11 protein-coding genes are annotated in these 13,764 nt (G+C 51.4%); 9 read left to right on the top strand and 2 right to left on the bottom strand.

Annotated features, from left to right (window positions below):
- Positions 1-273: 273 nt before the first annotated feature.
- The 8 genes from ACY2RQ_RS00600 to ACY2RQ_RS00565 all read left to right on the top strand — a co-directional run bounded on the left by ACY2RQ_RS00600 (position 274) and on the right by ACY2RQ_RS00565 (position 10,016).
- Positions 274-3,120 carry a 2-oxoglutarate dehydrogenase E1 component gene (locus ACY2RQ_RS00600; RefSeq protein ID WP_490111004.1) on the top strand — a complete coding sequence of 949 codons (2,847 nt, stop codon included), beginning with the start codon at positions 274-276 and terminating at the stop codon, positions 3,118-3,120.
- Positions 3,121-3,152: 32 nt separating this feature from the next.
- The gene (gene odhB, locus ACY2RQ_RS00595; RefSeq protein WP_490111003.1) at positions 3,153-4,373 is read left to right on the top strand and encodes a 2-oxoglutarate dehydrogenase complex dihydrolipoyllysine-residue succinyltransferase; all 1,221 of its coding nucleotides are present in this window, start codon (positions 3,153-3,155) and stop codon (positions 4,371-4,373) included.
- Positions 4,374-4,410: 37 nt separating this feature from the next.
- On the top strand, positions 4,411-5,847 hold the full coding sequence (gene lpdA / locus ACY2RQ_RS00590; RefSeq protein WP_490111002.1) for a dihydrolipoyl dehydrogenase: 1,437 nt from the start codon (positions 4,411-4,413) through the stop codon (positions 5,845-5,847).
- A 135-nt stretch (positions 5,848-5,982) separates the two neighbouring features.
- On the top strand, positions 5,983-7,152 hold the full coding sequence (sucC, locus tag ACY2RQ_RS00585) for an ADP-forming succinate--CoA ligase subunit beta (protein ID WP_490111001.1): 1,170 nt from the start codon (positions 5,983-5,985) through the stop codon (positions 7,150-7,152).
- Positions 7,149-8,021: a succinate--CoA ligase subunit alpha gene (gene sucD / locus ACY2RQ_RS00580; protein WP_490111000.1), complete on the top strand. Its 873-nt coding sequence runs from the start codon at positions 7,149-7,151 to the stop codon at positions 8,019-8,021. Before sucC ends, sucD begins: the two co-directional genes overlap by 4 nt.
- Before the next feature lie 183 nt (positions 8,022-8,204).
- On the top strand, positions 8,205-8,711 hold the full coding sequence (locus ACY2RQ_RS00575) for a hemerythrin domain-containing protein (protein WP_490110999.1): 507 nt from the start codon (positions 8,205-8,207) through the stop codon (positions 8,709-8,711).
- 34 nt (positions 8,712-8,745) lie between these two features.
- Positions 8,746-9,165 (top strand): globin family protein, encoded by a 420-nt coding sequence (locus ACY2RQ_RS00570; RefSeq protein WP_490110998.1) that lies wholly within the window; start codon positions 8,746-8,748, stop codon positions 9,163-9,165.
- Between the two features lie 134 nt (positions 9,166-9,299).
- Positions 9,300-10,016 carry an isochorismatase family protein gene (locus ACY2RQ_RS00565; RefSeq protein ID WP_490110997.1) on the top strand — a complete coding sequence of 239 codons (717 nt, stop codon included), beginning with the start codon at positions 9,300-9,302 and terminating at the stop codon, positions 10,014-10,016.
- A gap of 53 nt (positions 10,017-10,069) precedes the next feature.
- Here the strand turns inward: ACY2RQ_RS00565 and ACY2RQ_RS00560 are convergent, their stop codons facing one another.
- Entirely contained in the window at positions 10,070-10,765 is a 696-nt protein-coding gene (locus ACY2RQ_RS00560; RefSeq protein ID WP_490110996.1) for an endonuclease, read from the bottom strand.
- 276 nt (positions 10,766-11,041) lie between these two features.
- Here ACY2RQ_RS00560 and ald point away from each other — a divergent pair, with 276 nt between their 5' ends.
- Complete coding sequence (ald, locus tag ACY2RQ_RS00555; RefSeq protein ID WP_490110995.1) at positions 11,042-12,163, top strand: alanine dehydrogenase; 1,122 nt, start codon at positions 11,042-11,044, stop codon at positions 12,161-12,163.
- A gap of 478 nt (positions 12,164-12,641) precedes the next feature.
- On the opposite strand, the gene ACY2RQ_RS00550 is transcribed toward ald, so the two are convergent.
- The gene (locus tag ACY2RQ_RS00550) at positions 12,642-13,724 is read right to left on the bottom strand and encodes a hypothetical protein (RefSeq protein WP_490110994.1); all 1,083 of its coding nucleotides are present in this window, start codon (positions 13,722-13,724) and stop codon (positions 12,642-12,644) included.
- Between the last annotated feature and the right edge of the window lie 40 nt (positions 13,725-13,764).

Genomic DNA, 13,764 nt, shown 5'->3' with positions numbered 1-13,764 from the left:
GTTGCGCCTATATTTGTGCTTACAAGGCATGTTCGGCGTGGACAGGATTTACTCGAGACTGTATGGGAACCGATTCCCGGTATCTCAATAAGAACAACAGTTTCGTTAAGGTTTAACCAACAGGGGCATCCGGGCACAATCCGGGCTATCTGTGGGGACCGGCAACTGGCAGGCAATCTTGTGAGCCGTGGATTATCACATTTACTGTCATTTGAATAACCAGTCATTACCTGCTGGCAGATAGCGCCCCGCAAATCTGGGGTGACATAAAAAATGCAAGATAGTGTTATGCAGCGGATGTGGCAGACGGCCCATATATCCGGGGGAAACGCTGCATACGTGGAAGAGCTTTACGAGCGCTATCTGCGTGACCCGAATGCCGTGCCTGAACAATGGCGCGACTACTTTGCCAGCCTTCCCCAGACGGAAGGTGCCCAGGCTAATGACGTTCCACATTCCACTATTCGTGAAAACTTTATTCATCTTGCCCGCAGTCGTCAGCGTCAGCAGCCGGTTTCTGCCAGCTCTGTCAGCAGTGAGCATGAGAAAAAGCAGGTTCTGGTTCTTCGCCTGATTAATGCTTATCGGGTGCGTGGCCATCAACAGGCTGCTCTTGACCCTCTTCACCTGATGAAGCGCAAGCCGGTTCCCGACCTGATGCTGGAGCATCACGGCCTGACCGAAGCTGACCTTGATACGCCTTTCCAGACAGGCTCGCTCTTTATTGGTAAAGAAGAAGCGACCCTGGGGGAAATCCGTTCAGCCCTGGAGAGTACCTACTGCAGCTCCATCGGCGCTGAGTTCATGCATATCGTCGATACCGAACAGCGTCGCTGGTTCCAGCATAAACTGGAGAGTGTCCGCGGTCGTCCGGAAATGAGCGTTGATGCCCGTATGCACCTACTTGAGCGTCTGACTGCAGCAGAAGGACTGGAAAAATATCTGGGTACTAAATATCCCGGAACCAAACGTTTTGGCCTTGAGGGTGGTGAGTCTCTGATTCCCATGCTGGACGAACTGATCCAGCGTACCGGTGCCGGCGCGGCTAAAGAGGTCGTTATTGGTATGGCTCACCGTGGCCGTCTGAATGTTCTGGTAAACATTTTCGGCAAGAATCCCGCAGACCTGTTTGATGAGTTTGAGGGCAAGATCAATCTTCACTCCGAAAACGGTTCCGGCGACGTGAAATACCACCAGGGTTTCTCATCCAATGTAATGACCCCAGGCGGTGAAGTGCATCTGGCACTGGCCTTTAACCCGTCCCATCTGGAAATTGTCAGTCCTGTAGTGGAAGGCTCTGTACGTGCCCGTCAGGAGCGCCGTGACGATAACAGCCGGGTGCAGGTGCTGCCTATTTCCATTCATGGTGATGCGGCCTTTGCCGGCCAGGGTGTAGTGATGGAAACCTTCCAGCTCTCCCAGACCCGCGCTTATGCCACCGGCGGTACTATTCACATTGTGATTAACAACCAGGTTGGCTTTACCACCAGCAAGCCGGAAGACGCCCGTTCAACAGAATACTGTACTGACGTAGCCAAGATTGTTGGTGCGCCTATTCTGCATGTGAATGGAGACGATCCCGAGGCGGTTATTTTTGCCACCAAACTGGCTGCAGACTATCGCAACGAATTCAAGAAAGACGTTGTCCTTGATCTTGTCTGTTATCGCCGTCGAGGCCATAACGAAGCTGATGAGCCGGCGGCTACTCAGCCAATAATGTATAGCCAGATCAAGGTACAGGAAACAACCCGTGCCCTGTATGCGAAGTACCTGACGGAACAAAATGTCGCCACCAGTAAGCTTGCTGATGTCATGGTGGAGGAGTACCGCAACGCTCTGGACAATGGTGAGCACGTGGCCAAGAGCCTGGTACGTGAACCCAATACCGGCCTTTATGTTGACTGGACACCTTATCTGGGTCACGAATGGACCGCTATGCACGACACTCGTGTGGCCATGGGGACCCTGCAGGAACTTGGACAGAAACTGGTGAATGTACCTGAAGGTTTTGTTCAGCAGCGCCAGGTCAGCAAGATTACTGAAGATCGTCGTAAGATGGCCGCAGGCGCGCTGCCCATCAACTGGGGTATGGCCGAGCTTCTGGCCTATGCCAGTCTGCTGATGGAAGGTCATCCGGTACGTCTGACTGGTCAGGACGTAGGCCGTGGTACCTTCTCCCACCGCCATGCGGTACTGCACAACCAGAAGAACGGTGAAACCTATGTTCCCCTGGCCCATCTTTCCGAAGATCAGCCCAGGATGCAGATTTATGATTCCGTTCTTTCCGAAGAAGCGGTTCTCGCCTTTGAGTATGGCTATGCCACAACCCAGCCTAATTCTCTGGTGATCTGGGAAGCCCAGTTTGGTGATTTCGCCAACGGTGCCCAGGTGGTGATTGATCAGTTTATTACCAGCGGTGAGTCAAAGTGGGGAAGACTGTGCGGCCTGACTATGCTGTTGCCCCACGGCTATGAAGGTCAGGGACCTGAGCACTCTTCAGCCCGTCTGGAGCGTTTTCTGCAGTTGTGTGCTGAACATAATATTCAGGTCTGCGTACCGACAACACCGGCCCAGGTATTCCATATGCTGCGTCGTCAGATTCTGCGTCCCTTGCGTAAGCCCCTGGTGGTGTTTTCACCCAAGAGTCTGCTGCGTCACAAGTCTGCTGTGTCTTCCCTGGAAGAACTGGCGGAAGGCTCCTTCCAGACGGTGATACCTGAACAGGAAGAGCAGGACAAGAGTAAAGTCACCCGGCTGGTGCTGTGCAGTGGCAAGATATACTACGATCTGGCAGAGAAACGTCAGGCGGAAGGGCTGGACCATATCGCCATCGTCAGGATCGAACAGCTTTATCCGTTCCCTGAAGGGGATCTTACGGTGGTTACCAACCAATACTCCAACCTGACCTCGGTTATCTGGTGTCAGGAAGAGCCAATGAACCAGGGTGCCTGGTACTGCAGTCAGCACCATATGCACCGGGCCATTGCCTCTCATATTAATAAAAAACTACAACTGACCTATGCCGGTCGTCCGGCATCAGCCGCGCCAGCCTGTGGTTACATGTCCATGCACGTTGAACAGCAGCAGAAGCTGGTGGCCGACGCACTGGGCCTGAACTAACAGCTTACTGGAGCACAAGGAATCAGACATTTATGGCCACTGAAATAAAAGCCCCGACATTTCCTGAGTCTGTTGCTGACGGAACTATTGCCACCTGGCACAAGCAGGTGGGTGAAAGCTGCAAACGTGATGAGCTGCTGGCGGATATTGAGACCGACAAGGTTGTTCTCGAAATTGTTGCTCCCGTTGACGGTGTGTTAGCTGAAATACTTTGCCCTGAGGGTGACACTATCCTTAGCGAGCAGCTGATTGGCCGTTTTGAGGCCGGTGCTGCCGGCGCTGAACCGGCACCGGCTGCCCAGGCTGCTGCTCCGGCCGCGACTGAAGCCGAGCCCCTGCTGAGCCCGGCTGCCCGCAGGGCTGCTGATGAATACGGTATTAACCCCGGTGATATTCCTGGTACCGGTAAAGACGGCCGGGTGACTAAGGAAGATGTGCTGGCCTTTGCCAAGTCCGGCACGCCTGCACCGGCACCCGTTGCCGAGAAACCCGCTTCGGCTCCTGCAGCGCCTAAAGTCCAGCCCGCTCCCGCTGCGCCTGTGTTTGCCGGTGATCGTGTTGAGAAGCGTGTGCCTATGACCCGTTTGCGGGCCAAGGTTGCAGAGCGTTTAGTTTCTGCCCAGCAGGAAGCGGCCATGCTGACCACCTTTAATGAGGTCAACATGAAGCCGATTATGGAGCTGCGCAAGCAGTACAAGGATCTGTTTGAGAAGCGCCACGGCGTGAAGATGGGCTTTATGTCCTTCTTCGTGAAGGCTGCGGTTGAAGCCCTGAAGCGTCAGCCTGTTGTAAATGCTTCCATCGACGGTAATGATATTGTATATCATGGCTACCAGGATATTGGTGTGGCGGTCTCCAGTGATCGTGGCCTGGTTGTGCCTGTTCTGCGCAATACCGAAGACATGAGTCTGGCGGATGTTGAGTCCACTATAAGGGAGTATGGCACCAAGGCCCGTGAGGGTAAGCTCTCTATTGATGAAATGACCGGCGGCACCTTTACCATTTCCAATGGTGGTGTGTTCGGGTCTCTGCTGTCCACGCCCATCCTGAATCCCCCCCAGGCAGCCATTCTGGGAATGCATAAGATTCAGGAACGGCCCATGGCGGTGGACGGAAAAGTTGAAATTCTGCCCATGATGTATCTGGCGCTTTCCTACGACCACCGTTTGCTGGACGGCAAAGAAGCAGTGACTTTCCTTGTCACTATTAAAGAACTGCTGGAAGACCCGGCACGTATGCTTCTGGATATCTGATGACAGTTTCACCTGTTATTAATTTTGGAATAAAGACATGACCGATAAATTTGACGTAGCCGTGATTGGGGCAGGTCCAGCCGGATATGTTTGCGCCATTCGTGCTGCGCAGCTAGGCCTGAAAACGGTTTGTATTGAGAAGTGGGTCGACGGCAGGGGAAAGCCCAAGCTCGGCGGTACCTGTCTGAATGTGGGCTGTATTCCGTCCAAGGCGCTGCTGGACAGTTCTCATAAGTTTTATGAGGCCCAGGAGCATTTCAAGCAGCATGGCATTAAAGTCAGCGATGCAGAGATAGATGTGCCGGTGATGATTGCCCGTAAGGAAAAGATCGTCACGAAGCTGACCACCGGTATCACCGGTTTATTCAAGGCGAATGGTGTCACCACTGTGCAGGGCACTGCCAAGGTGTTGGCTGGCAAGCAGATTGAGGTAACGGCCCAGGACGGTTCCGTCAGCACTATCAGCGCTGAGAACATTGTTATCGCGACCGGTTCTGCACCTATCGATATTCCCCCGGCCCGTCAGGACGGTGATCTGATCATCGACTCCACTGGTGCCCTGGAAATCAAGGAAGTGCCTGAGCGTTTGGGTGTGATCGGTGCCGGTGTAATTGGCCTCGAACTGGGCAGTGTCTGGGCCCGTCTGGGTGCCAGGGTGACCGTACTGGAAGCCCAGGACAAGTTCCTGAGCCTGGCGGATCAGCAGATTGCCCGTGAGTCCGGCAAGATCTTCAAGAAGCAGAAGCTGGATATCCGTCTGGGTGCCCGTGTGGTTGGCTCTGAAAAAACTGACACCGAAGTCACTGTGAAATACATGACCCAGGACAGTGATGAAGAGCAGACGGAAATCTTTGACAAGCTGATTGTTGCGGTTGGACGTCGCCCGTTCACTGAAAACCTGCTGGCCCAGGATTCCGGTATCAACCTTGATGAGCGCGGCTTTATCTTTGTTGATGACCAGTGTCGTACAGACGTACCCGGCGTATACGCGATCGGTGACGTGGTCCGTGGCCCCATGCTGGCCCACAAGGGTTCTGAAGAAGGCGTGATGGTGGCCGATCTGATTGCTGATCAGAAGGCTCAGGTGAACTATGACCTGATTCCTTCCGTTATCTACACCCACCCGGAAATCGCCTGGGTTGGTAAGACCGAGGAAGAACTCAAGGCCAGTGGTGAAGAGTACAAAATCGGTACTTTCCCATTCATGGCCAGTGGCCGTGCCCTGGCCGCCAACGACACTGACGGTCTGGTAAAAGTGATTGCCGACAAGGCCACTGACCGGGTACTGGGTGTTCACGTGGTCGGCCCGAGCGCTGCTGAGATTGTTCAGCAGGGCGTAATTGCCATGGAGTTTGCCGCCAGTGCGGAAGATCTGGCCCTGACCATGTTCGCTCACCCGACCATGGGTGAGTGTCTCCATGAAGCGGCCCTGGCAGTGGATGGCCACGCTATCCATATCCCTAACCGCAAATAGCCCGTAATTCGATAATGATAAAGCACCCGCTGTTCCTTGGCGGGTGCTGATAAGTGAGGGGGGCAGGTTCCAGAAGTTCCGTCCTGCCCAATAATGATAAAGGTTGTGCGTACAGCGCGCAGACAGGGTACTTGAATGAATCTGCACGAATACCAGGGCAAGCAGCTGTTTGCTGCCTATGGCCTGCCGGTGTCCACCGGTTATGCCTGTGATACGGCCGATGAAGCTGTAGAAGCCGCCGACAAAATTGGCGGCGACATGTGGGTAGTTAAAGCCCAGGTACACGCCGGTGGCCGTGGTAAGGCCGGTGGAGTAAAACTGGTAAAGACCCGCGAAGAAATTCGCGACTTTGCCGACAAGTGGCTGGGTCAGAATCTGGTGACTTATCAGACAGACGAAAAAGGTCAGCCAGTTGCTAAAATTCTGGTAGAAAGCTGCACCGATATTGCTAATGAGCTGTATCTGGGTGCCGTTATTGACCGCTCTACCCGCCGCATCGTATTTATGGCGTCTACCGAGGGTGGCGTTGAAATCGAGAAGGTTGCGGAAGAAACTCCTGAAAAGATTCTGAAAGCCGAAATCGATCCTCTTGTTGGCGCTCAGCCTTACCAGGGCCGTGATCTGGCGTTCAAGCTGGGCCTGAATGCTACTCAGGTGAAGCAGTTCACCAAGATCTTCCTGGGTCTGGCTAAATTGTTCCAGGATCATGACCTGGCACTGCTTGAAGTTAACCCGCTGGTTATCACTGATGCCGGTGATCTGCACTGCCTCGATGCCAAGCTGGGCATCGACAGCAACGCTATCTATCGTCAGCCCAAGCTGAAGGCGATGCATGACCCCAGTCAGGAAGATGCCCGTGAAGCTCACGCTGCTCAGTGGGAGCTGAACTACGTGGCTCTGGATGGCAACATCGGCTGCATGGTAAACGGCGCTGGTCTGGCCATGGGTACCATGGATATCGTTAAACTGCACGGTGGTGAGCCGGCCAACTTCCTGGACGTTGGTGGTGGCGCGACTAAAGAGCGTGTGACCGAAGCCTTTAAGATCATCCTGTCTGATCACAATGTGAAGGCGGTCCTGGTTAATATCTTCGGTGGTATCGTTCGCTGTGACCTGATTGCCGAAGGTATCATCGGTGCAGTGAAGGATGTGGGTGTTAACGTGCCGGTGGTTGTACGCCTGGAAGGTAACAACGCCGAGAACGGTTCCAAGCTCCTGGCCGAAAGTGGTCTGGATATTATTGCAGCGACCAGTCTGACCGACGCGGCGCAACAGGTAGTGAAAGCAGCGGGAGGCCAGGCATGAGCGTTCTGATCGATAAAAATACCAAGGTTATCTGCCAGGGCTTTACTGGTTCCCAGGGCACTTTCCACTCTGAGCAGGCTATCGCCTATGGTACTCAGATGGTTGGCGGCGTGACTCCGGGCAAGGGTGGTCAGACTCACCTGGGCCTGCCGGTGTTCAACACTGTAGCAGAAGCTGTAGAAGCCACTGGTGCTACTGCCAGCGTAATCTACGTACCGGCTCCCTTCTGTAAGGATTCCATCCTGGAAGCCGCTAACGGTGGCATCAAGCTGATCGTCTGCATCACCGAAGGTATCCCGACTCTGGATATGCTGGATGCCAAGGTGAAGTGCGACGAACTGGGCGTACGTCTGGTCGGCCCTAACTGCCCCGGCGTGATCACTCCCGGCGAGTGCAAGATCGGCATTATGCCCGGTCATATCCACAAGCCTGGCAAGGTGGGTATCGTATCCCGTTCCGGCACCCTGACTTACGAAGCCGTTAAGCAGACTACTGACTTCGGTTTCGGTCAGTCCACCTGTGTTGGTATCGGTGGTGACCCCATCCCGGGCTCCAACTTTATCGATATCCTGGAGCTGTTTGAAAAGGACCCTGCCACCGAAGCTATCGTGATGATCGGCGAGATCGGTGGTACTGCGGAAGAAGAAGCGGCTGCCTACATCAAGGCCAACGTGACCAAACCTGTCGTTTCCTATATCGCTGGTGTAACTGCACCTGCCGGTAAGCGTATGGGTCATGCTGGTGCCATTATCGCTGGTGGTAAGGGAACTGCAGATGAGAAGTTCGCAGCCCTGGAAGACGCCGGTGTCAAGACTGTCCGCAGTCTGGCCGATATCGGTGCTGCCCTTAAGGAAGTGGCTGGCTGGTAAGTTAAGCCGTTCTCACTTTTTCAAAGCCCCTGCTTTTGCAGGGGCTTTTTGTGTAATATATATGTCGTCTAATACCAAGAATGAGTAAAGGAGCCTGCCGGATTTTTTCTCGTTACGGTCGGTTAAGTCCGACAGTCTCCTAAACACTGGAAGTATCATAAAAAGAAGAAAGAGTAAGGAAGGATGTTCGGTTTATTTCGCAAAAAAAAAGTCAAAGAGCCTGTACGATCGTCACCTGCCAGTGCAACAAAGGGTATTGGTTACGACAGTCGTCTGATAAATCAATTCACTGAGGAACACCAGAATCTGCTGAACCTGTTCGGGCAGATGGTGACGCATGCTGAAAGCCAGCAGTGGAGCAAAGTCCAGGCTGCCTTGAAAGAGTTCACCACTATCCTGCGTGGTCATCTGCTGACTGAAAACCTGAAACTCTACGTCTATCTTACCAGCAACCTGCAGAATGATCCTGACAGCCAGGGGATGATTCGGGAGTTTCGCCAGGAGATGATGCATATTGGTCGAACAGTGAACCAGTTTGTCACTCGCTATGATAAGCCCGTATGGTCAGCCGCCATGAAGGGCGAATTCCTGCCCCAGCTGCAGGCTATCGGCGCGGTACTGGTGAAACGTATTGAGCATGAGGAACAGACACTTTATCCTCTTTATATGCCGGAGTCGTCATACGCCTGATACGGGATATAATTGATAATAAATAGGTAAGTACATGTCTGTTTTAGAACAAGATATCAAGCTGGTAGAAGAGTCTTGGCAAAAGGTTGTACCGATTGCAGATACTGCTGCCGAACTGTTTTACGGCCGCCTTTTTGAACTCGATCCTTCTTTGCGGCCACTGTTCAGCAGTGATATGAAAGAACAGGGTAAAAAACTGATGCAGATGATTGGTGTAGCCGTAAATGGTCTGCGCAATCTGGATGCCCTGATTTCACCCCTGCAGGAAATGGGGAAGCGTCATGAGGGTTATGGTGTGAAGCCCGAACATTACCAGACTGTAGCTGCGGCACTGCTGTGGACTCTGGAGCAGGGGCTGGGTGATGCCTTTACCGATGATGTGCGCAGCGCCTGGACGGCTGTTTATGGTGTGCTGGCCAGCACCATGATGAGTACTGAGGCGGAAATGGCCTGATTGTTCCGGCTGGTTCCTTTTGCCGGAGCCAGCCGCTTTCACCCTGTTGCCAGAACTGTTCAAACAGGAACTGGTCATGTCCTGCGTATGAAGATTAGCTATCTTTCGACAAGTGAATTCAGGAGTAAAACCGGATGCTTACCAACAGCCTGAAAGCATTTCTGGTCTTTTTTTTACTGACTTCAAATGTCCGGGCTGGTTTGGAAGATACAATCTTTCATATTAATCAGCTGTTAAAAGAGGGTAAGTCTGTTGCTGTTCTGCTGATAGACATGCAAGTCGGGTTCTCCAGAGATTTTGAAGAACCTGTGAATCGCCCTCTTGTCGCTCGTATGGCTGAGCTGATACGGGTATATGCAGGTAACCTGAAGGTCACTTTTATTGGCATTCGTCTTGATGATAAAACACTTCCCATGGAATCATCAGAGATCATACCCCCACTCAAAACAGAGTTGGAAAAAAGCAAGTTGTTCAAATATTTTTTGAAAGGTGAGAATGTGAATGATGCCTTTGAGGAGGTTGGCGTCACTGAGGGTTATGAGGAACTGGAAAATCTGATTCAGGGCAGACTGGGAGAATACCTGAAGAAAAGCCAGATTAGCGATGTTCTCACTATAGGTTGTTACGACACAGTATGTATAAAATCCACAGCGCAAGGGGCCTTAAAAGAAGGCTTTACTGTGCATGTCGACCCTGACTTAAATATTGAATATGGGATATTGCACAGGTTTCGCCTGAATACTCCTGATGAAGCGAAGAAGTTAGCCGTTCGTGAATGGAGACAACTGGAACGTGAACATCCAGAACTTAAAATAATCCCCAAAAAACCATCGGCCTGCACTCTTATTTAATGCCATTTCCGCCCCTGCGGATGTTATCCGCGGACTCGTAGGAGTTAGTAGTATTACTGAATTGTGTTATTGGTCAGGTAAGGGTTTGGCCAGCCCTGGATTTTCTCTATCCGCTTGCCCCGTTCCAGCTCCCAGTGTGTAACCGGATACTTTCTGTTCCATGCCTGGTAAAGTTTTTTGTCCTGCTTGCTGAGTTTGAGGTTATAGCGATCGGCCATATACAAATAGATTCTGGCAATCTTGCCCCGCTGTTTAACCGGCGGTTCAGCCCTGCGGGCCTTGAAGTCCACTTTAAAATCGCACTGACCATACATATTGCCGATATCGGGCAGCACCGCGAATTTGTAGTTGGACCTGTCACCATTCACTTCACCCACGGCGGGGACAAGATTATAGAGGTCGGCTTCCATTGTGCGGAACACCTTGTCTTTTTTGCAGTTTTTGCGTCCGCCACCCTGCCAGCACTGGCGCTGGTGGCCGAATACCCAGGCCGGTATCACATGCTCCCATTCTATACGTGAGGCCCGTTTTTTCTGTTTGCGAACCTTATAGCCGCAGGAATCGAGGTCGGGAATCAGTTTCTTTTTGCCGCTGTATTTGCAGCCGCAGTAAAAGCTGGTCTGCTTATCCCGGTAAATATCTTTGGCTACTTTTTTTGCGGCCCGGAAACTTCCGGGTACGCCCTCAGCCTGCAATGGTATGGAGAAGGGCAAGGTTAAAAGAAGAGAGAAGAATAATTTTGTTAACATAATGGTCAGGAAAACTGAATTTTGCCCTATTCAACCACTATGGATGTTTATAAGAAAGATTATTGACGTATATATGCAGATGAAAATTCTGAATGTGGAGCTATGACCTTGTTTTTTTCTTTATTTTACCCGGAATACAGATTAAGGGTAGGCATCCAAAAGCATATAAATATACTCAAGATGTCAGTTATTTTATGGCCTGTATTTTGGTTGTGTTTCCTGCTTTGTTTTATTCTGCCGTGCTTGTTTTAACAACCGGTAATGGGGAGTTTATTTATGCTGATTGGTGTGCCAAAAGAAATTAAAAATCACGAATATCGCGTTGGCCTGACACCGGCTTCCGTTATGGAACTGATTAAACATGGCCATGAGGTTGTTGTAGAAAATAATGCCGGTGCAGGTATTGGCTTTACTAATGATCTTTATAAAAAAGTGGGAGCACGTATTCTTGCCACTGCAGAAGAGGTTTTCAAGTGCAGTGAGATGATTGTTAAGGTTAAGGAACCACTGGCTGTTGAGAGGGCACTACTGAAAGAGGGACAGATTCTCTTCACATATCTCCATCTTGCGCCGGATGAAGTGCAAACCAGGGGTCTGGTCGCTTCTGGTGCAACATGTATCGCCTATGAAACCGTAACCGACGATCACGGACGTCTTCCCCTCCTGGCACCTATGTCAGAAGTGGCGGGACGTATGTCGATTCAGGCTGGTGCCAATGCCCTCGAAAAAGCCAATGGAGGTCGGGGTGTTCTTCTTGGAGGGGTTCCCGGTGTTGAACCTGGCCGGGTTGTAGTGATTGGTGGTGGTGTTGTGGGTGAAAATGCCGTTGCCATGGCCGTAGGCCTGGGTGCTGATGTTGTGGTGCTGGACCGTTCTGTCGATGTTCTGCGTCGCCTGGATGCTCGCTTCGGTAATCGTATTCGCACTGTGTTCTCTACCAGTTCAGCCCTTGAAGAGCATGTTCTGCAGGCTGACCTTGTGGTTGGCGCGGTGCTGGTACCCGGTGCTTCCGCGCCCAAGCTGGTGTCCCGTGAACTGTTATCCCGCATGAAGCCTGGAGCGGCGATTGTTGATGTAGCCATTGACCAGGGCGGCTGTTTTGAAACCTCAAAGCCGACAAGCCACGCAGAGCCGATCTACATTATTGACGGTGTTGTTCACTACTGTGTAGCTAATATGCCTGGCGCAGTTGCCCGTACATCCACCGAGGCCCTGAACAATGCGACTCTGCCTTATGCCCTGGCTCTGGCGGATAAAGGTGTTCGTCAGGCACTGGAAGATGATCGCCACCTGTTAAACGGATTGAATGTTGCCCACGGACAAGTCACCTGTCGAGAAGTAGCAGAGGCCTTGAATATGCCTTATGCCAATCCTGAAATTATGCTTGAGGATCTTTGATTCCTGTTGGATATAAGGCATGAAAACGGTTTTCTGGTGCTCTGGCAAACCGTTTTTTGTTTGTCCCTCTTTATAAAACCGGTCTTTGTGAGCGCTGTGTCTTTACTCATTACCTGTTAACATGTCAGCATGATTTCCTCCATGCTTTTGTTGGCCAATGAGTTAAAGAATATTGATGAAGACCGGGTTCATCATATCGGCACATTTACTGTAAGAGTTGGATTTTATAGCAGCAGGCTGTGTTCTTCGGATTAATGTCTGCTGTTCTCGTTTCGGCTGGAGTCCTGGCTCTCTCTGATTCTGCTGTCTTCACCCTTGTTGTTCCCTTCACTTCTGGCTATGAAAGCGCCTGTTGCTCTGCTACACAGTGTGAACGAAGAATCTCGGCGTAGGTGGTTAATCTATCTTTCACTTTTGACCGGACGCTTTTTTATGGTTTGTGGATTGGGATATATCCTACGCACTGTAGGCTGAGTTATTAATGGCTATGGCTATGGCTATGGCTATGGCTATGGCCATAAATCCAGCCTTTCACTGCCTCTATAAACTCTGAAGCATGCATTATGGCATGCATGGCTTCAGCCATGGCCACAAGGCTGTTGCCGATAGGATGGGGCGATTCTCCGTGATGATGACCATGACTGTGATGTAACAGGTCAAGCACTGTAACCGCCAGCGCGCCACCCGTGAGAGCCGTGAGAGCGGCGTGTGGGTAACCACTGGCCTGGATAAAGTCCCCCTGGAAATCCAGGTGAACGATATTGCCCAGGGCTGTTTCATCAGCGTGGGTTAGTCCTTCCAGGGTATGGTAAGTCAAAGCCAGGGTATTAAGAATCAACCCATACCAGTCCCGGCATTTGAATGCTCCAATAGTCCCCGTTGTATGTGAAATTACTTCGTAGCCGTGCCAGGCGGTTATTGCGCCGTTTAACAGGCTCAATCTGCTGCCTGATAACCATTGCCAGAGGGCAATAGGCCGTTGAAGGGATAGCATTGTTCCCAGTCCGGGCCAGTTTCGGCCCAGCTCTCCGGAGGCCGCCAGTAACTGGTTCTGGATTCCCATAAGAGAGTGAATCGTTTGCTGGTTTATGTTGACGTTATTATTGATCTTGCCGGTTAATACCATCCAGCCGTTATGCCAGGCGATATGTTTGAGTTGCCACTGGTCACGGTGCTGGAATTCAAAACTCACTGATAGCCGGGCCTGTGGGGTGGTTGAGCATGTCAGTGAAATATCCGCTTTTGAGAGCTCCAGGGCGTTCAGAATGTATTGTTTAAGGATATGACAGGAGGGCTTCTGGTTGTTATCCAGAGGTGCCAGCCTTGGGGAACCCTGAATGTGGCTGTTGAGTGTGACAGAGACTGTCTCGAATCCATTTTTATTATTGATTTCGCTGATCTGAAAAGAGCCATCTCGGGTGCTTGGTACTAGCTGCTCTGAGGAAAGGGCGAAGGTTTCACTGGTCAGTAACAGGGTAAAGAGCATCAGACAGCATGAGACGATGTACTTCTGTGGGAGAAAATTTTTCAAGAGCTTGTAGTGAATATTTCTGTTTTTCACGTATACCACTTAATAAGATTGAGAATCAATCTCAATTTCT

It is taken from the genome of Parendozoicomonas sp. 209JJ7-1 (genome assembly GCF_058147085.1).
This window is presented reverse-complemented; position numbering and strand designations above follow the sequence as displayed.